At 71.4% G+C, this 18,466-nt stretch carries 18 protein-coding genes; 9 read left to right on the top strand and 9 right to left on the bottom strand.

What is annotated here, in order from left to right; all coding sequences use genetic code 11:
• Positions 1-52: 52 nt before the first annotated feature.
• Genes NRP21_RS12685 through NRP21_RS12695 form a run of 3 tightly spaced genes read right to left on the bottom strand, consistent with a single transcriptional unit; the run spans position 53 to position 1,910 of the window.
• Positions 53-691 (bottom strand): histidine phosphatase family protein, encoded by a 639-nt coding sequence (locus tag NRP21_RS12685; protein ID WP_257716570.1) that lies wholly within the window; start codon positions 689-691, stop codon positions 53-55.
• Positions 692-723: 32 nt separating this feature from the next.
• Positions 724-1,539, bottom strand: a complete 816-nt coding sequence (locus NRP21_RS12690) for an ABC transporter permease (RefSeq protein WP_408639620.1) — start codon at positions 1,537-1,539, stop codon at positions 724-726.
• On the bottom strand, positions 1,536-1,910 hold the full coding sequence (locus NRP21_RS12695; RefSeq protein WP_257716571.1) for a hypothetical protein: 375 nt from the start codon (positions 1,908-1,910) through the stop codon (positions 1,536-1,538). Before NRP21_RS12695 ends, NRP21_RS12690 begins: the two co-directional genes overlap by 4 nt.
• 110 nt (positions 1,911-2,020) lie before the next feature.
• Between NRP21_RS12695 and NRP21_RS12700 the strand changes: the two genes are divergently transcribed.
• The 4 genes from NRP21_RS12700 to radA all read left to right on the top strand — a co-directional run bounded on the left by NRP21_RS12700 (position 2,021) and on the right by radA (position 8,246).
• Positions 2,021-3,076 (top strand): spore photoproduct lyase family protein, encoded by a 1,056-nt coding sequence (locus tag NRP21_RS12700; protein WP_257716572.1) that lies wholly within the window; start codon positions 2,021-2,023, stop codon positions 3,074-3,076.
• Positions 3,066-4,142, top strand: coding sequence for an SPL family radical SAM protein (locus NRP21_RS12705; protein WP_257716573.1), 1,077 nt, complete (start codon positions 3,066-3,068; stop codon positions 4,140-4,142). Before NRP21_RS12700 ends, NRP21_RS12705 begins: the two co-directional genes overlap by 11 nt.
• Before the next feature lie 126 nt (positions 4,143-4,268).
• Positions 4,269-6,719 (top strand): bifunctional diguanylate cyclase/phosphodiesterase, encoded by a 2,451-nt coding sequence (locus NRP21_RS12710; RefSeq protein WP_257716574.1) that lies wholly within the window; start codon positions 4,269-4,271, stop codon positions 6,717-6,719.
• 87 nt (positions 6,720-6,806) lie between these two features.
• Positions 6,807-8,246, top strand: a complete 1,440-nt coding sequence (gene radA / locus NRP21_RS12715) for a DNA repair protein RadA (protein WP_257716575.1) — start codon at positions 6,807-6,809, stop codon at positions 8,244-8,246.
• 32 nt (positions 8,247-8,278) lie between these two features.
• On the opposite strand, the gene NRP21_RS12720 is transcribed toward radA, so the two are convergent.
• Positions 8,279-8,821, bottom strand: a complete 543-nt coding sequence (locus NRP21_RS12720) for a DUF2726 domain-containing protein (protein WP_257716576.1) — start codon at positions 8,819-8,821, stop codon at positions 8,279-8,281.
• Between the two features lie 116 nt (positions 8,822-8,937).
• Entirely contained in the window at positions 8,938-9,993 is a 1,056-nt protein-coding gene (locus tag NRP21_RS12725; protein WP_257716577.1) for an NAD(P)-dependent alcohol dehydrogenase, read from the bottom strand.
• 257 nt (positions 9,994-10,250) lie between these two features.
• On the opposite strand from NRP21_RS12725, the gene NRP21_RS12730 reads away from it, so the two are divergent.
• Genes NRP21_RS12730 through NRP21_RS12740 form a run of 3 tightly spaced genes read left to right on the top strand, consistent with a single transcriptional unit; the run spans position 10,251 to position 13,017 of the window.
• Positions 10,251-10,829 carry a CvpA family protein gene (locus NRP21_RS12730; RefSeq protein ID WP_257716578.1) on the top strand — a complete coding sequence of 193 codons (579 nt, stop codon included), beginning with the start codon at positions 10,251-10,253 and terminating at the stop codon, positions 10,827-10,829.
• Between the two features lie 5 nt (positions 10,830-10,834).
• A complete protein-coding gene (purF, locus tag NRP21_RS12735) occupies positions 10,835-12,313 on the top strand; it encodes an amidophosphoribosyltransferase (protein ID WP_257716579.1) in 1,479 nt (492 codons plus the stop codon).
• Positions 12,310-13,017: an SDR family NAD(P)-dependent oxidoreductase gene (locus NRP21_RS12740; RefSeq protein ID WP_257716580.1), complete on the top strand. Its 708-nt coding sequence runs from the start codon at positions 12,310-12,312 to the stop codon at positions 13,015-13,017. The genes purF and NRP21_RS12740 overlap by 4 nt, the downstream gene beginning before the upstream one ends.
• 25 nt (positions 13,018-13,042) lie before the next feature.
• Here NRP21_RS12740 and NRP21_RS12745 read toward each other — a convergent pair whose 3' ends face one another.
• From NRP21_RS12745 to NRP21_RS12760, 4 genes are all read right to left on the bottom strand, one after another.
• Positions 13,043-14,014: an FkbM family methyltransferase gene (locus NRP21_RS12745; RefSeq protein ID WP_257716581.1), complete on the bottom strand. Its 972-nt coding sequence runs from the start codon at positions 14,012-14,014 to the stop codon at positions 13,043-13,045.
• A gap of 79 nt (positions 14,015-14,093) precedes the next feature.
• Positions 14,094-15,452 (bottom strand): ribosome biogenesis GTPase Der, encoded by a 1,359-nt coding sequence (gene der, locus NRP21_RS12750; protein ID WP_257716582.1) that lies wholly within the window; start codon positions 15,450-15,452, stop codon positions 14,094-14,096.
• A 49-nt stretch (positions 15,453-15,501) separates the two neighbouring features.
• Positions 15,502-16,848: an outer membrane protein assembly factor BamB family protein gene (locus tag NRP21_RS12755; protein WP_257716583.1), complete on the bottom strand. Its 1,347-nt coding sequence runs from the start codon at positions 16,846-16,848 to the stop codon at positions 15,502-15,504.
• A 16-nt stretch (positions 16,849-16,864) separates the two neighbouring features.
• The gene (locus tag NRP21_RS12760; protein ID WP_257716584.1) at positions 16,865-17,518 is read right to left on the bottom strand and encodes a tetratricopeptide repeat protein; all 654 of its coding nucleotides are present in this window, start codon (positions 17,516-17,518) and stop codon (positions 16,865-16,867) included.
• A gap of 118 nt (positions 17,519-17,636) precedes the next feature.
• On the opposite strand from NRP21_RS12760, the gene NRP21_RS12765 reads away from it, so the two are divergent.
• Together NRP21_RS12765 and NRP21_RS12770 are read left to right on the top strand one after the other, a co-directional pair.
• Positions 17,637-17,996: a hypothetical protein gene (locus NRP21_RS12765; protein WP_257716585.1), complete on the top strand. Its 360-nt coding sequence runs from the start codon at positions 17,637-17,639 to the stop codon at positions 17,994-17,996.
• 119 nt (positions 17,997-18,115) lie between these two features.
• Entirely contained in the window at positions 18,116-18,460 is a 345-nt protein-coding gene (locus tag NRP21_RS12770; RefSeq protein WP_257716586.1) for a hypothetical protein, read from the top strand.
• Positions 18,461-18,466 lie beyond the last annotated feature (6 nt).

The raw sequence follows: 18,466 nt of genomic DNA on the forward strand, positions 1-18,466 counted from the left end.
GGCGAGACCAGGGCGACGCCGTGTCGGCCCTTCGGAGGTTTGGCCCCCGTCCTCAGCCGGGGGGCTGCGGCATCGGCGGCTCCTCGTTCACCCCGCCCACGCGCCAATGGCCGTTCTCCTTCTCCAGCCGGGTGAGGGAGAGGTTCTTCACGCTGAACTGCAGCGCCTGATAGGGCGTGAGGCCACAGGCATGGGCCAGCGCCGCCCGGATGGAGCCGCCATGGGCGACGATCACGGCGTCGCCGCCCTCGTTTTCCTCCGCCACCGCTTCCAGCGTGGGGCCCACGCGGGCCACCACGTCCGAGAGGCTCTCCCCACCCGGCGGCCGCTCGTCCGCGCCGTGGTTCCAGAAGGGGTGGGGCGGGTCGCGCAGCGCCGCCGTGAACTGCTCGTGCGTCAGTCCCTGCCATTCGCCGAGGTACTGCTCCACGAAGTGGGGCAGGTCCGTCAGCTCTCTCTCCGGGTAGCCCGCGGCGAAGACCGCCATGGCGGTGGCGCGGGTGCGGGCCAGCGGCGTGCAGTACCAGCGCGCCTCGGGTGGCAGACGCCCGGCCAGCCAGGCATGGGCGGGCCGCTCCCGGGCCAGCGTCTCCTGGCACAGCGCCACGTCGTTCGAGCCATAGACGGTGAGGCGTGCGGAGGGCTCCACCAGGGCGTGGCGGATGAGGAAGATCCTGGTCGGGTCCGGCATGGCCCCGCCTTACCCTTCCCGCGCCAGCACGGCTACTCCCCGATGCTCAGCAGGGCGCCCCGTTCCCGCGCACGCCGAAACTGAGCCATGAAGAGCCAGGCGCCGAGGCCCAGCCAGACAAGGTCCAGCGCGAAGGCCAGGCCCAGGTGCCCCCAGGCGATCCGCCCATCCAACAGGGCGGCGCGCATCCCCTCGAACACATGGGCCGCGGGGATGGCATAGGCCACGGGCTGCAGCCAGGCCGGCAGCACGGAGACGGGATAGAACACCGCCGAAAAGGGGGCGATCCCGAAGAGCACGGACCAGGCGAGCGTCTCCGCCCCCGCGCCGTGGCGCAGGATCATGCTGGTAACCCCTAGCGCCACGGCCCAGCCCATGATCATGAGCGCGGCGAAGAACAGCACCACCACCGGGCCGAGGGCGAAGAGGCCGAAGCCGTAGAGAAGCCAGGCCAGCAGCACGGCCGGCAGCACGCCGGCGAGCATACGGATCGCGCTCATCCCCACCAGCGCGGCCACAAGCTCCCAGGGGCGGAGCGGCGAGACGAAGATGTGGCCGAGGTTGCGGGACCAGATCTCCTCCAGGAAGGAAATGGCGAAGCCCATCTGGCTCCGCAGCGCCACCTCCCACAGCAGCACGCCGCCGAGCAGGGCGCCGGCGGCGATGCTCGCCGTGTTCTGCTGCACCCCCGCGACATAGGCGGTGACGAAGCCCCAGACGACCATCTGCAGGACTGGCCAGTACATCAGCTCCACCACGCGCGGCCAGGAGCGGCGGAACAGGGCGAGGTGGCGGTACACCACGCCCCAGATCCGGCGGGCCGAGGCGCGGATCGCGGGGGCGGTCACTTCATTCCCGTCCAGGGCTGCGGCTTCACCCCGCTGTCGTGGCCGAAGAGGATGGCCGAGAGGGCGACCACCGCCGCGAGGATCATGAGGACGGACCACCACTGCATCGGGATGAAGAACAGCGAGTGCGAGGTGCGAAGAACCACGCGCTCCCCGGTTTGCGCATCCACCAGTTCCCGCACCGGGCGGCCGTTGAGGCGATTGCCGACGATCCAGTTTGCCGTGGCCGCGGCAACTAGCCCGAGGACAAAGCCGTAGCCGACATTGGCGCCGTAGGATTCCAGGAGCTTGCCGGCGGCCAGGGTTGCGCCCCCTCCCACCAAAGCCAGGATCACGACGGTCAGAATACCCCAGCCGCGCCAGATGATCATGGTGGCCCTCCCGATAGACGGCCCCAAGAAGCCCCAGGACGCCGCCGCCGGCAACAGGCCGTCCGGGCAAACCTGGGCAGGTGCGCCCGCGATCCCCACATCACCACCGGATGGCTGATCTCCCCCTCGACATCGCCCGGATCTACGTCGAGCCAGCCGCCGAGGTCCTGGCACGCGGCCGGGAGATCCTTGCCCGCTTCCCGGACGCCGAGCGCATCCCTGTGGAATCCCACTGGCGCATCCCGGAGCTCCGGGAGGGCGATCCCGGCGACTATCTCGCGGCCAAGAAGAGCGCGCTGGTGCTGGGGGTGAAGAAGGGCCTGACCTTCCGCCCCAACGGCCGCAGCGCGGACTTCATCGCGCCCTCATCCTCCAATGGCTGCGCCATGGCCTGCGCCTACTGCTACGTCGCGCGGCGCAAGGGGCACGCGAACCCGATCACCGTCTTCGCCAATATCGAGGGCATTCTGGCCGCCACCGCGCGCCACGCCGCGAAGCAGGGCCCGAAGGCAGAGCCGAACCAGGTGGACCCGAAGGACTGGGTCTATGACCTCGGCGAGAATGGCGACCTTTCCGTGGACGCCGCCATTTCCGACAATGTGCGCGACATCATCGCCCTGTTCCGCACCCTGCCGAACGCCAAGGGCAGCTTCGCCACCAAATGGGTGAACCGCGACCTGCTGGACTACGACCCGCAGGGGCGCACGCGCATCCGCATGTCCCTCATGCCACCCGCCCTGGGCAAGCTGCTGGATGTCCGCACCTCCCCTATGGCCGAGCGCATCGCCGCCATCCCGGAGCTCCACCGCGCGGGATACGAGATGCACCTGAACTTCTCCCCCGTGGTCCTGCGCGAGGGGTGGGAGGCGGAATGGGGCGCCCTGTTTGAGGAGTTGGACGACATCCTGCCCGCCGCGGTGAAGGACCAACTCGCGGCCGAGATCATCATGCTCACCCACAACAGGGAGCTGCACGAGATCAACCTCGCCTGGCACCCGAAGGCGGAGGAGCTTCTCTGGCGCCCGGACATCCAGGAGGAGAAGGTCTCCGAGAGCGGCGGGGTGAACCTGCGCTACCGCACGGGCTGGAAGGGCCGCTGGCTGCAGCGCTTCAAGGACCTGCTGGCCGCCCGCATGCCCTATTGCCGGGTGCGATATGCCTTCTGACGTGCTGGAAGCGCCCGCCCGCGCCCACCCGCTGTGGAAGCCGAAGCGCCTCCTCATCACCCCCTCCGCCTTCGGCTGGCCGCAGGGCGAGGCGATGGCGGAGCGCGCCGCCGCCCTGGGCGCCGAGGTTGTGCGGCTGAAGGCCGATCGCCTGAGCGGCCTGCCCGACACCTATCGCGACGCCAAGACCACCATGGCCGTCGTCGTCGCCTCCCCCAGCCGGCGCAAGCCGCAACCCATCCCGCCCAGCGCCGACTGGCGCTTCGACCTCGCCGAGGGCTGCCCGGCCCATTGCAGCTACTGCTACCTGGCAGGCTCCCTCGCCGGTCCACCCATCATCCGCGCCTACGCCAATCTGCCGGAGATCCTGGCCGCCCTGCCGCCCCTGCTCGGCCAGGGCGCGGTCACCTCCCGCAACGCCGCCCGCGCGGCGGAGGGCACGACCTACGAGGCCTCCTGCTACACCGATCCCCTGGGCATCGAGCACATCACCGGCAGCCTGGCCGAGACGATCCGCTTCTTCGGGAGCTGGAAGGCCGAGACCCAGCTCCGCTTCACGACCAAGTACGACGGCATCGGCCCGCTGCTGGACCTGCCGCACGGACGCCGCACCCGCATCCGCTTCTCCGTCAACGCGCGCGGGGCGGAGCGCTTCGAGGGCGGAGCGCCGCGCGTGCGGAACCGCCTGCACGCCATGCGGCGGGCGGCCATGGCCGGCTACCGCATCGGCCTTACCGTCGCTCCCATCCTCAACCTGCCGGACTGGCGGGAGGCTTATGACGCCCTGCTGGCCGATTGCGCCGCCGCCCTGGACGGCGCCCCGGACCCGGACCTGACGGTCGAGCTCATCACCCACCGCTTCACGGAGGGGTCGCGGGAGGTCCTGCAGGGCTGGTATCCCGGCAGCGAGCTGGAGATGGACCCGGAGCAGCGGACCCGGAAGCTGACGAAGTTCGGCTCGGCCAAGTACGTCTTCCCCAAGGCGTTGATGGCCGATCTGCGCCGGGAACTCGAGGCCAGCGTCGCCCGCCACCTGCCGGGGGCACGGGTGCTCTACTTCACCTGAACCGGCCGCCAGCCGTCCCCAGCGGGCAGGTCACCGGGACACGACTTTGCGAATTTAATCTCTGCAATCTATGGTTGTATGAACTTCCCAACCGTTGTGTCCGCGGGAGATTGGGCAAAAGAGCCGATGCTGCACGCCTTGGGGTGCCTTCAGTACGACCACAACCCGGCGCTGCTCGTGCTGGCGACCGCGGTGTGCTTCATGGCGTGCTTGGTCTGCACCAACCTCGTCCGGCGGGCCGGGTCGGTAAAGCCGGGGCACCGCAAGTTCTGGAACCTCGGCGCGGGCGTCGTCTACGGCTCCGGCGTCTGGGCCACGCACTTCATCGCCATGCTCGCCCTCCAGCCCGGCATTCCCATCAGCTACGCGCCGGGCCTCACCGCCCTCTCCGCCCTTGTCGCGATCGTCGGCGCGGCCATCGCCTTCCAGATCGGGCAGATCCCCGGCATCGGGCAGTCCAGGAACAGGTCTGCGGGGATGCGCGCCCAGGTGGCCGGCGCGGTGCTCGGGCTCACCGTGGGCGCCATGCACTACATGGGCCTCAGCGCCATTCTCCTGCCCGGCCACATCGAGTTCTCCCCGGTGCATATCGCGATCTCCATCCTGCTCGGGGGTGGGCTGGCTGCGGCAGGGCTCTCCTGCCGGTTGGACGACAGGCCGCGGCGCCTGCTCGCCAGCGGCCTGCTGGCGGCCTCCATCATCAGCCTGCACTTCGTTGGCATGGCCGGCGCGACCATGGTGCCGCACGGCGGCCTGTGGGCGGCCCATGCCGGCGTGGACGAGCGGGTCCTCGCCATCACCGTGGCCGCGGTGGTGGGCACCGTGGCGGTCGTCAGCCACATCAGCGTGGCGCTTGAGGAGAAGCTGTGGGGCCAGGGCACGCGCGAAGCCGCCCGGCTGCGCCGGCTGGTGAACAACACCTCCGACGGCCTGTTCATCCATCGCGGCGGCAAGATCCTGGACGTGAACGAGCCCCTGGCGCGGCTCCTCGGCCGGCCGCCGGAGGCGCTGGTCGGACAGGACATCTCGGGCATCCTTCCGGCCGAGGCCGCCGCGCGGCTGCGCGACGCCGCCCTGCCGGACCACGCCGCCCCGGCGCTGGAGGTGGAACTGACCGTCGGGAGCGGCCGCCGCATCGCCGTCGAGATTCTTTCCCGGATCATCGAGGAACCCGACACGGAGGACCGGGGGAAGGCGCCGCCCGCCCATGCCGTGGCCGTGCGCGACCCGACCGAGCGCAAGCGGGCGGAGGCGCAGATCCGCTACCTGGCGCATCATGACGGGCTGACAGGCCTGCCCAACCGCACCCTGCTGGCCGATCGAGCGAACCAGGCGCTGGAGACGGCCATGCGGGAGGGGCGCAGCATCGCCCTGCTCTGCCTCAACCTCGACCGCTTCAAGGCGGTGAACGACCTGCTGGGCCATGACGGTGGCGACAAGCTCCTGTTGCAGGCGGCGGAGCGGCTGCGCGAGCTGGTCCGCGGCGGGGACACCATCGCCCGGCTGAGTGCCGACGAGTTCGCCATCGTCCAGGCGGACCTGGACGCGCCGGAAGACGCCGCCGCGCTCGCGAGGCGGATCATCCAGGCCCTCTCCGCGCCCTTCGACATCGAGGGGCAGGCCTTTCAGGTCAGCACCAGCGTCGGCGTGGCCATCTTCCCGGCCGATGGCCGGACCGTGCCCCGCCTCCTGCGTAACGCCGACACCGCCCTGCACCGCGCCAAGCGCGAGGGCCCTGGCACCCTCTGCTTCTTCGAGGCCGCGCTGGAACAGCGCCTGATGGAGCGCCGCGCCCTGGAGCGGGACCTGCGGACGGCGATCGAGCGGGGAGAACTGCACCTCGCCTACCAGCCGCAATTTGACACGCAATCGCTGGAGATGACGGGGGCGGAAGCCTTGCTGCGCTGGAATCACCCGCGGCGCGGCGCCGTCTCGCCCGGGGAATTCGTGCCGGTGGCCGAGGAATCCGGCCTCATTCTCCCGCTCGGCCGCTGGGTGCTGGACACCGCCTGTGCGGAGGCGATGAGGTGGCCCATCCCCTGCCGGGTGGCGGTGAACATCTCCCCTGCGCAGTTCCGGCAGCCCGACCTTCTGCCCGCCATCTCCGGATTGCTGGAGCGCACTGGCCTGCCGCCGCACCGGCTGAAGATGGAGGTGACCGAAGGGCTGCTGATCGACGACACCGAGCGCGCCCTGACGATCCTCCAAGCCCTGAAGAGGATGGGCATCGCCCTCTCCCTCGACGATTTCGGCACGGGCTACTCCTCCCTCGGCTATCTCCGGCGCTTCCCCTTCGACGAGATCAAAATCGATCAGTCCTTCGTGCGCGGCCTGGGCCGGGACGTGGAGTCGGCGGCGATCGTGGAGGCAGTTCTCGCCCTAAGTCGCAGCCTCGGTATCAGCGTGGTGGCAGAGGGCGTGGAAACCGAGCAGCAACTGGAGATGCTCCGCAGCCGCGGCTGCCCGCGGGTGCAGGGATACCTGCTCGGCCGGCCCGTTCCGTCGGCGGCCCTCTTTCATTCCGCCGGTGCCGGGCTTGTTCCCGGGCCGATGGGCCAGCCGGCCGGGCTGGCCTGATCCGGCCATTGGGCTGGCCCCTTCTAACCGCCCCTTCCCCGCGCTACATCCCGGAATGTCCACGTTTCGTTCCTGAATGGGCTCCCCTTGGCCAAACCAACCCACCGTTTCGTCTGCCAAGCCTGTGGCACCGTCCACCCGAAGTGGCAGGGCAAGTGCGAGGGCTGCGGCGAGTGGAACACGCTGGCCGAGGAGGTGGTGGAGGCCCGCGCCCCCGGCCCGGCCAAGACCGCCGCGCTGGGCGGCCGCAAGGTGGAGTTCGTGGCCCTGAAGGGCCAGGCCGCCCCCCCGCCCCGCACGCGCACGGGCATCGCGGAACTGGACCGGGTGCTCGGCGGCGGCTTCGTCCCCGGCTCCGTGGTGCTGGTGGGCGGCGATCCCGGCATCGGCAAGTCCACCATCCTGCTCCAGGCGGCAGCCCGGGTCGCGGAATCCGGCAAGCGCACCCTTTATGTCTCGGGCGAGGAGGCGATTGAGCAGGTGCGCCTGCGTGCCCTGCGCCTCGGCGTCTCCGGCGCCCCGCTGGGCCTCGCCGCCGCCACCTCCCTCCGCGACATCCTCGCCAGCCTGGAGGAGGAGCGCGACGCCGGGCTGGTCATCATGGACTCCATCCAGACCGTCTGGCTGGACAGCCTGGATTCCGCCCCCGGAACCGTCTCCCAGGTCCGTGCCTGCGCCGCGGAGCTGGGGCGGCTGGCGAAGTCCAAGGGCTTCGCCCTGGTGCTCGTCGGCCATGTCACGAAGGAGGGCACCCTCGCCGGCCCCCGCGTGCTGGAGCACATGGTGGACGCCACCCTCTATTTCGAAGGCGACCGCGGCCACCAGTTCCGCATCATGCGCGCCACCAAGAACCGCTTCGGTGCGACCGACGAAATCGGCGTCTTCGAGATGACCGAGCAAGGGCTGGCCGAGGTCTCCAACCCCTCCGCCCTCTTCCTGGCCGAGCGCCGGGGCAACGTCTCCGGTTCCGCCGTCTTCGCGGGGCTGGAGGGGACGCGCCCCGTGCTGGTGGAGGTCCAGGCCCTCCTCTCCCCCTCCGCCGGGGGCAGCCCGCGGCGGCAGGTGGTGGGCTGGGATTCCGGACGCCTGGCCATGCTGCTGGCCGTGCTGGAGAGCCGCTGCCGGATGACGCTCGGCATGAACGACGTCTACCTGAACATCGCCGGCGGATTGCGCATCAACGAGCCGGCGGCGGACCTGGCGGTGGCGGCTGCGCTGGTGAGCGCAGCGACGGACCGCCCCTGCCCGCCGGACGCCGTGTTCTTCGGGGAGGTCGGACTTTCCGGGGAGATTCGGCAGGTGGCGCAGACGGAGTTGCGGCTGCGGGAGGCGGCGAAGCTCGGCTTCTCGGCCGCCACCCTGCCGCGGCGTGTGGCGCGGGGCGGAAGGGCCCTCTCCGCCCCCGAGGGGCTGCGGCTGACCGAGACGGGGCACCTGGCCGATCTGGTGGCCCCTTTCGCCGCCGCGGCTGGCCCACGCCGCGGCCCAAAGGAGAAGCCGAAGCCGGAGCCGGCCGAAGCGGAGTAGGCTTCCCGCTGCGCCGGGTCACCACTTCCCGGCTAGGGGCCCACTGCCTTTCGCAGAGCCCGGTCCAGCAGGGTGTCGAGCTGGCGGGGCCTGCGCGCCAGCGGGGCGGGCACCTCGATGTAGTGGATGCCAACGCGCGACAGCACCGTCCGCTTCACGGCGTCCCGCTCCGCCGCATTGCCCAGGTCGTGGCCGGATCCCTGGTACTCGATCACGGCCAGCGGCCACCCCTCCCCGTCCACCACGAGGAAGTCGGCGCGCTTGCTGTTGATCCAGCGGAAGGCCTCGCGGTCTGCCTCGGAGCGCCCCCCGGTGCGAACGACCTCGCCGAGGCTGACCTGCGGCCAGATCCGGAGGGAGGGGTCGATCTCTGCCGCCATGGCGCAGGCGCTTTCATAGACCGCGGCCTCGCCCGCATTGAGGACGCGGCGGCTCTGCCAAACCACGTCGCGGTGCATCACCGCCGCGAGCTGATCGACGCGCCGCCCCCGGCGCCGGCGCGCGACGACCAGCAGAAGGACGATCGCGGCGAGCGCGAGGGCGCCAGTGATGAGGACGCGATCTGTCAGGAACATCTCGGGGAAGGGCTGTCCGTCACGGTGCGGGCGGGATCGCGCATGCCCTTACCGGAAGTTCGCCCGGCGATGGGAGACCCCGGAGGAAGGGATGAACCTCCCCCGGGGCCGTCCGCTCAGGCCGCCGCGGGGAGCGAGGCCATGTCGATGACGAAGCGGTACTTCACGTCGGACTTCAGCATCCGCTCATAGGCGGTGTTGATCTCGTCCATCCGGATCATCTCGATGTCCGGCCCGATCCCGTGCTCCGCGCAGAAGTCCAGCATCTCCTGCGTCTCGGCGATGCCGCCGATGAGGGAGCCGGCGAAGCTCCGCCGCCCCATGATGAGGCTGAACACCTGCACGGGCAGCGGCTTCTCCGGCGCGCCCACCTGCACCAGCGTCCCGTCCAGTTTCAGCAGGTTCAGGTAGGCATTGATGTCGTGCTCGGCCGCGACGGCATCGATGATGAGGTCGAAGCTGCCCGCCTCCTTCGCCATCGCCGCCTCGTCGCGGGAGAGGATGACCTCGTGCGCGCCCAGCCGCTTCGCGTCCTCGATCTTGGAGGGCGAGGTGGTGAAGAGCGCCACCTGGGCCCCGAAGGCCACGGCGAACTTCACAGCCATGTGCCCCAGCCCGCCCAGGCCGACCACGCCCACGCGCTTGCCCGGCCCCGCCTTCCAGTGGCGCAGCGGGGAGTAGGTGGTGATCCCCGCGCAGAGCAGCGGCGCCGCGGCCGCCGGGTCCAGCCCCTCGGGCACGTGCAGGACGAAGTGCTGGTCCACCACGATGGCCTTGGAATAGCCGCCGAGGGTGTGGCCGCCCGTGTGCGGGTCCGGGCTGTTGTAGGTGCCCGTCATCCCCTTCTCGCAGAACTGCTCCATGTCGGCCTTGCAGGCGGCGCATTCCCGGCAGGAATCGACCATGCAGCCCACGCCGACCAGGTCGCCCGCCTTGAAGCGGGTCACGGCGCTGCCCACGGCCGCCACCCGCCCGACGATCTCGTGCCCGGGCACGCAGGGGTAGAGGGAGGGGCCCCACTCGCTCCGGGCCGTGTGGATGTCGGAGTGGCAGACCCCGCAATGGGTGATGTCGATCTGGACGTCGGTCGGGCCGGGATCGCGGCGATCGAAGGTGAAGGGGGCGAGCGGCGCCTGGGCCGTCTCGGTGGCGTAGCCGGTGCAGCGGAGCATGGGAATCGGTCCTCGGAGGGCGAGCGGGGCCGGGCCCCGCCAGTTCAATGGATCTTGGACGCCGCCGCCACATAGGGCGCCTGCACCGCCCTGCCGAGGGGGGAGGCGGCGCAAAAACATAGTTCCTTCAATATGTTATACAGTAACGCTCCGGTTCCGCCGCGCCGCCGTCATGGCGCTGCAACATGCCTCCCCCGCAAGGCCCGGGGCGGCTACCGCGTGACGCCGCGCCGCAGCATCGTTATATCCGGCCCCCGATGACCTGGGTCGACGCTGTTTTCCTCGCCGTGGTCGCCATATCCGGCGTCATCGGCTACATGCGCGGCCTGATCCGCGAAGTGCTGGGCGTGGGCGCCTGGATCGGCGCCATCCTCTTCGCCTTCTACATGCTGGAAGGCACGCGCCACGCCTTCAACGGCGTTTTCCCGGAGAAGTGGACGGCCACCGCGCCCTGGCTGGTGGATGTCGCCGCCCTCGCCGCCGTCTTCATCGTCACTCTCATCGTCCTGAAGATCCTGATTGCCCTGATTGCCGGGCTGGTGCGGAATTCAATTATCGGGGGCGTGGACCGCGCGCTGGGCATCGTCTTCGGCATCGGGCGGGGTGTAGTCGTCATCCTCGTTGCCTATATCGCGGCCGGAGCCTTCGTCCCGGACACGTCCATCTGGCCGGAGCCGGTCCGCCAGGCCCGCTTCCTGCCCTCCATCGCCGATGGGGCTGCCTGGCTCAACGAGCAGCTGCCCGCCCAGTACCGCCCCCGCCTGCCCGATCCGCCCAGCGGCCGGGCACCCACCGCCGAGGAACTGTTGCGGCCCCCTGCGCGCAACCGGATCTGATCGCCATGACCGAGATCACGACCAACCCGTTCGACACCGAGGACGACGCCTTCCACGAGGAATGCGGCGTCTTCGGCGTCTGGAATGCTCCGGACGCCGCCGCGCTCACCGCCCTCGGCCTCCACGCGCTCCAGCACCGGGGGCAGGAGGCGTCCGGCATCGTCAGCCATGGCGAGAAGGGCTTCCGCTCCCACAAGGGCCTGGGCCTGGTAGGCGACATCTTCGGCGATGCGCGCGTCATCGCCTCCCTGCCCGGCCGTGCCGCGGTGGGCCACAACCGCTACGCCACGGCGGGCGAGACGGCGCTGCGCAATGTCCAGCCCCTCTACGCGGACTTCGCCTTCGGCGGCCTGGCGGTGGCGCATAACGGCAACCTGACCAATGCGCTGGCACTGCGCCGCCAGCTCGTCCGCCGCGGCTGCCTCTTCCAGTCCTCCACGGATTCCGAGGTCTTCGTCCACCTCATCGCCATCTCCCTCTATGCCACGGTGCAGGACCGGCTGATCGACGCGCTGAAGCAGGTGGACGGCGCTTACTCCCTGGTGGCGCTGCACGATGGCGCCATGATGGGCGTGCGCGACCCCAACGGCGTCCGCCCGCTGGTGCTCGGCCGTCTGGGCGCGGACCAGAACAACGCCTGGGTCCTGGCGAGCGAGACCTGCGCGCTCGACATCGTCGGCGCCGAGTTCGTGCGGGACGTGGAGCCCGGCGAGATCGTGGTGATCGACGACACCGGCGTCCGCAGCGTGAAGCCCTTCGCCAACACCGCGAACCGCTTCTGCATCTTCGAGTACATCTACTTCGCCCGCCCGGACTCCGTGGTGGAGGGCACGCCCGTCTACGAGAGCCGCAAGCGCATCGGGGCGGAGCTGGCGCGCGAGAGCGGGGTGGAGGCGGACGTGATCGTCCCCGTGCCCGATTCCGGCGTGCCGGCGGCCATGGGCTATGCGCAGGAGGCGGGCATCCCCTTCGAGCTGGGGATCATCCGCAACCACTATGTCGGCCGCACCTTCATCGAGCCGACGGACAACATCCGCCACCTCGGGGTGAAGCTGAAGCACTCCGCCAACCGCGCCGCCATCGAGGGCAAGCGGATCATCCTGGTGGACGATTCCATCGTGCGCGGCACCACGAGCAAGAAGATCGTGGAGATGATGCGCCAGGCCGGCGCGGCGGAGGTCCACATGCGCATCTCCTCCCCCCCGACCACGCATTCCTGCTTCTACGGCATCGACACGCCGGAACGGGACAAGCTGCTCGCCTCCAACCACAGCGTGGAGGAGATGGCGCGCATCATCGGCGCGGACAGCCTCGCCTTCATCTCGCTGGACGGCCTCTACCGGGCGCTCGGCCGCAAGGGCCGGGACGCGAAGGACCCAGGCTACTGCGACGCCTGCTTCACGGGCGACTACGCCATCCCGCTCACCGACCTCGTCGGCCACAAGGAGCGCGAGCCGGCCCTGCTGGCGCTGAACGGCGTATGAGCCAGCCGGTCCAGGGGCCCCTCTCCGGACGGGTCGCCCTCGTCACCGGCGCCTCCCGCGGGATCGGCGCTGCCACGGCGGTGGAGCTGGCGCGCCTCGGCGCCCACCTCGTGCTGACAGGCCGCAGCCAGGGCGGGCTGGAGGAGACGGACGATGCCGTCCGGGCCCTCGGGGGCTCCGCCACCCTCCTCCCCTTCGACCTGGCGAAGGACGGGGACAAGCTGGACCCGCTCGGGCCTTCCATCGTGGAGCGCTTCGGGCGGCTGGACATCCTGGTTCACGCGGCGGGCGTGCTGGGCACCCTCACCCCCGTCTCCCACATCACCCCGAAGGACTGGGCCGACGTGGTGGCGGTGAACATGACCGCCGCTTGGCGCCTGATCCGCACGCTGGACCCACCGCTCCGCGCCTCCGACGCCGGGCGGGCCGTAATCCTCACCACGGACCGGGCGCGGCATCCCAGGCCCTACTGGGGCGCCTACGGCGCCACCAAGGCGGGGCTGGAGCACCTGGTGCAGACCTGGGCCCAGGAGGTCGCGGCCACCCCGCTGCGGGTGCTGCTGCACGATCCCGGCCCGGTGAATACCCGCCTGCGCGGCACCGCCATGCCGGGCGAGGACCCCGCCAGCATCGCCCAGCCGGCCGATGTGGCGCCCGCCATCGCAGCGCTCTGCCTGCCCGGAGAGGCGGCCCGGGCAGCCTAGCCGGACAGGGTCCCGTCGCGCGGCGCTAGGGCTCCTGCCGCGCGACGAGGATGTTGCGCACGCCCGCCCCGCTCTCCGCGGCCAGCACATCCGCTTCTACCGGCGTCAAGCCCGAATCGAAGCCGATGTTCCAGAAGCGGAAGCCCAGGCCGCGCAGCAGGCCCACCGTTTCCGCCGGCCCCACGCCCTGGGCCGCCATCATCCCCGGGGCGAACTCCATCATGATCCGCACCTCGGGCGAGCGGGCGAGCAGTTCCCGCATCCCGCGCAGGGCGTGCCCCTCGTGCCCCTCCACGTCCATCTTCACGAGGTCCAGGCGGAAGCCGGGATCGGGGAACAGCCGGTCCAGCACCGCCACCCGGCAGGGCCGCCCCGTCGCCGTCGATCCCGGCGGCAGCACATGCCCGCCGCCCGGCCAATCGATGTTGAAGGCGAGCTGCACCTCCCCTTCCGTGTCGCCCACCGCCATTTCGTGCAGGGTCACGCGCTCCGCGAAGCCATTCACGGAGATGGAGCGGCGCAGCAGCTCGCAGAGCCGGGGGTTCGGCTCGAAGGCGTGCACGCGGGCGTCCTTCGCGCCGCCGAGGATGCTGTAGACGCCGAGATTGGCCCCGATATCGAGAACGGTCGCGCCCGGCCGCACCAGCCGCTCGAACAGGGCAGTGTAGCCCGTCTCCCAGATGCCGTGGACCATCAGGTGGGGCGCGATGTCGATGCCCCGCGTGTCCACGAAGAGCATGTGCCGGCCGTGCAGCAGCGTGAGGGCCGTGTGGTCGCCCAGGTAGTTGGACTGGGTGTGGTGCAGCGGATGGGTGCGCTGCGCGAAGTATGCGGTGACCTCCTCCACCCGGCGGGAGAGGCGCTCCAGCTTCTCCTCCGCCGCAAGCGCCCGCCGGGTCAGCGCGTTGTCCATCTCCGTAATCCGGCGCAGCAGCGCCTGCTCCCCGGCCGTGGGCCCCCGCCGGAGGGATCGGAACAGGGAGCGTATCCGGGGCATCGCGAATCCTCTCGGCGGCCGGCGCAGGCTAGCCCGTCCCGGAAACCGAAGGCCACCCGCCCGCGTCGGCCATCCCGGGTCAGCCCTCGGCGTCGTCCGCGTAGGGGTTCTCCGTGCCGCGCGTGTTCAGGCGGATCGGCACGCCCGGCATGTCGAAGGCATCGCGGAAGGAGTTGGTGAGATAGCGGCGGTAATCCTCCGGCATCTGCTCCGCCCGCGTGCCGAACACCACCAGTGTCGGCGGCCGCGCCTTCGGCATGGTGGCATAGCGCAGCTTCAGCCGCTTGCCGTTCACCAGCGGCGGGGCGTGGCGCTCCAGCGCGTGCTCGAACCAGCGGTTCAGCGCGCCCGTGGGGATCCGGCGGTTCCAGAGGGCGTAGGCTTCCCGCACCGCGGGCATCAAATTCTCCACCCCCCTGCCCGTGGCGGCCGAGAGCGGCACGATGAAGACGCCCTTCAACTGCGCGAGGGAGGCGGTCAGCACGTCCTCCAGCCGGCGGCGGGCGGCGTTCCGCTCCTCCACCGCGTCCCACTTGTTGAAGGCGATCACCACGCCACGTCCCTCGCGCTCGGCCAGGCGCGCGATTCGCAGGTCCTGCTCGTCCATGCCTTGCACGGCGTCGATCACCAGCACCGCCACCTCGCACTCCTTCAGCGCGGCGATGGTGGCGGCGGTGGACATCTGCTCCAGCGCCTGGGTGATGCGGGCGCGGCGGCGCAGCCCGGCGGTGTCCACGAGCCGCACGGGCTTGCCCGTCTCGTCGTTCCACTGCACGGCCACCGAATCGCGAGTCAGGCCGGGCTCGGGGCCGGTGATCATCCGCTCCTCGCCCAACAGGGCGTTCAGCAGGGTGGACTTGCCGGCGTTCGGGCGGCCCACGATTGCCAGGCGCAGCGGGCGGTTCTCGTCCGCCTCGTCCTCTTCATCCTCCTCGGGCGGCTCCGGCGGCAGAGCCTCGCGGATCTCGTCGTGCAACTCGCCCATGCCGTCGCCGTGCTCGGCCGAGACGAGCAGGGGGGAGCCGAGGCCCAGCTCATAGGCCTCCAGCGCGCGGGCGGCGCCCTCCCGCCCCTCCGCCTTGTTGGCCAGCAGCAGCACGGGCTTGCCGTGGCGGCGCAGCCACTGGGCGAAGGACCGGTCGGCCGGGGTGAGGCCCGCCCGCACATCCACCACGAAAAGAACGAGGTCCGCCGCCTTCAGCGCGGCTTCCGAGGAGGCGCGCATGCGGCCGGGGATGGTGTCGGGCGCCGCCTCCTCCAGCCCGGCCGTGTCGATCAGCAGGACATCGCGCCCGGCGATGCGGGCCACGGTCTCCTTGCGGTCGCGGGTGACGCCGGGCGTGTCGTCCACGATGGCGATGCGCCGCCCGGCGAGGCGGTTGAACAGGGTGGACTTGCCCACATTGGGGCGGCCCATGACGGCGATACGGGGAAGCATGGGCGGCAAGAGCACCGCCCACGCGCCAGGGTCAAGCTCGGTGTGGGGTTCAGGCCCCGCGCAGGGCCACCAGCACCCCGTCATCGGTGACGAGATAGACGGTCCCGCCCACCGCGATCATCGGCAGGGAGGCACCGCCGGGCAGGCGGATACGGCCGGCGACCTTGCCCTCCGCCGGGTCCACCAGCAGCAGCTCGCCGAGAGAGGAGGGCACAAGGATGCGCCCGCCCGCCACCAGCGGCCCGCCGAAAGTGGCCGGGTTGCGCCGGCGGTCACGGGCGGAGCGCTCGTCCAGCACGGTCAGCCAGCGCACGCGCCCGTCGGCACGACCCATGGCCACCAGTTGGTTCTCCGGCGTGACGAGGAAGATCCAGTCTCCGGCCACGGCGGGGGTGTGACTGCTGCCGACATCCCGCTCCCACAGGCGGCGGCCGGCGCGCAGGTCCACCATCAGCGTGTTGCCGGCCTGGCCCGTGGCGACCACGCGGCCATCATCGATCACCGGCAGCCCGGAGATGCCGGATAGCTCGCCGAGCGTCCCGGCCCGCCCGTCCGGGCCGCTGGCGGCGAGGCTCTCCGTCCAGACCACCCGGCCATCCGCGGTGCGCAGCGCCGCCAGTTCGCCGGAGGGGAAGCCGGCCACCACCGTCTCGCCCTCCACCGCCGGCGCGGGCAGGCCCAGCGGCACGGCCCCCACCGGAGATCCGCGGTAGGTCCAGAGATTGCGCCCGTCCTCGGTGGAGAGGGCGAGGAGCTGGTTCTCCACCGTCGGCACGAAGATGCGGCCCGCCGCGACCGTGATCCCGCCCCGCGTCGGCGCGGGGACAGAGGCGCGCCAGCGGACCTCCCCGGTGCCGGGATCCATCGCCAGCACCTCCGCCATGCCGGTGGCGGCGTAGAGCGTGCCGTCGCTGAGGGAGAGGCCGGCGCCCACCGCGCCCGCGTTGTCCTTCTCTGGCGTCGTCTCCCGCGTCCAGCGCCTGCCGCCGGAGCCGGCATCGAAGGCCGTGACGGTGCCGAAGGCATCCGCCGTGAAAACCGTGCCGTTGGCCAGGATCGGCCCGCTGGTGATGCGGCGGCGGTAGGAGGAGCCGGTGCCGATGCCCGCACGCCAAGCCTCGCGCAGCCCCTCGCCCGCCAGGGCATGGCCGGGGTCGTGCGCCAGGTTGCCGCCGGCCTGGGGCCATTCCGCCAGGGCGGTGGGGGCCGGCAGGCTCACGGGCTGCCCGGCTAGGGCGGGATCCACCTCGATGTCGCGGTCCGCCTGGATGAGAGGCAGGCGCTCGCCCGGAAGCGGGGTCTTGCTCTCGCCGAAGATGCTGTCGATCGTCTCGCAGCCCGAGAGGGCGAGGGCGCCGCCGCCCAGGAGAAGCGCGCGGCGGGAGGGAGAGGTCATCGCGTCGCGGGTCCTTTCACGCACTCGGAAGCTGCGCCATCACGCGGGCGGCGCGGTCGCGCAGCGCCTGCGGGGCCGTCGCGTCGTCCGCCAGCCCCTGCAGGATGCGCCGCGCCTCCGCCGTATTGCCCTGCCGGACAGCCACCAGCGCCTGCAGCTCGCGGGCGGAGGCGCGCCAGGGGCTGGAATCGCCCGCCAGCGGCGCGATGCGGGAGGCCAGGGTGGCGGGGTCCTGCGTGTCCAGGCCGTGCAGCACCCAGTTCAGGCTCGCCAGGTCGCGGTAGAGGGGATCGGCGGAGCTGTCCCCCGCCACCGCGTCCCACTCGGCCAGCGCACCGGGCAGGTCGCCCGTCTCGGACTTCAGCGCGGCGGCGCGCAGCCGGGCCAGGGTGCGATAGCCGCCCGGCGCCTGGGCCGCGATCGAATCGAACTTGCCGGCGGCGGCCTTCAGGTCGGCGCCCTGCGCCTCCGTCTCCCGATGGACGATGAGGAAGGCATCCGCCGCGGCCTCGGATTCGCGGTTCTGATACCAGCGCCAGCCCTGCCAGCCGCCGACCGCGAGCACAGCCAGCAGCGCCAGCGCGGCGAAAGCCCCGCCATAGCGCATCCCGAGCTGCCGGGCGCGCTCGGCGCGCAGATCCTCCTGCACCTCGTCGAAGATATCGGGCACGCGGGTTCCTTTTCCCCCTATGGGCCGCGGCGAACCGGCCCCGGCCAACGGGCAGTCGGGGCCGGGGTATAGCGGGCGCGTCACGGGGCGTTAAGCCCGGCGCGTGTTTCATGGGGCCATGTTGCGCCCCGCCCACCTCCTCCTGCTCCTCCCGCTGCTCCTCGGCGCCCTGCCGGGGTGTGAGGCGGTGGTGCCCATCGCCGCCGCGAACGGCGTCTCCCTCATGCTCACCGGCCGGGCCGTGCCCGACCTCGTCATCTCCGGCGTCTCCGGGCGGGACTGCTCCATCGCCTATCTCGACGCCGGGGAGCGCTACTGCCGGCCGGAGGAAGTGGAAGTGGAGCAGCCCCGCTGCACCCGCAGCCTCGGCGCGGTGGATTGCTGGGCGGGCCCCGTGCCGGGCAACCCGCCGCCCCGGAACGTGGGGGAGGCCAGGCCCGGCACTCCGCGCGAACCCTGGCCGGAACGACTGCTCTAGGAGCCGAAACAAGGGCTTGAACCTTGATTTTCCCGGGTTCAATCCCATCTCCAGGGCCTGCGCGGCGCCCGGTCGCCCCCCTTCATATCCTCCTGTTTCAAACCGACGAGACCTGATCCATGGCCCGATCGCCCGCCGCGGCGCCCCGGCGCGCCCCTTCCCCGACGCGCGCCGCCTTCAACCGCCTCTCCACCGTGCTCCAGCGCGGCGCCACCCCGGACCGGATGGTGCGGGAGGTGGACGCAGTGGTGGACGACCTGCGCGAGGGCGCCGAGGCGGAGGACCTGCGGAACTGGCTGGAGGAGCTGCGCGACGGCTTCACCGAGGCGGCTGAGGCCGCCGCCGAGGCCGTGGACGAGGTGGATTCGAGCGAGAAGGCCGCCCGCCGCCATGCGGAGAATGCGGCCCAGGCCATGGCCGCGATCCGCGACGCCTTCGCGCGCCACCTGGAAGCGGCGGCCTGATCCTCC

The organism is Roseomonas populi (assembly GCF_024594815.1).
Lineage (GTDB): Bacteria > Pseudomonadota > Alphaproteobacteria > Acetobacterales > Acetobacteraceae > Roseomonas > Roseomonas populi.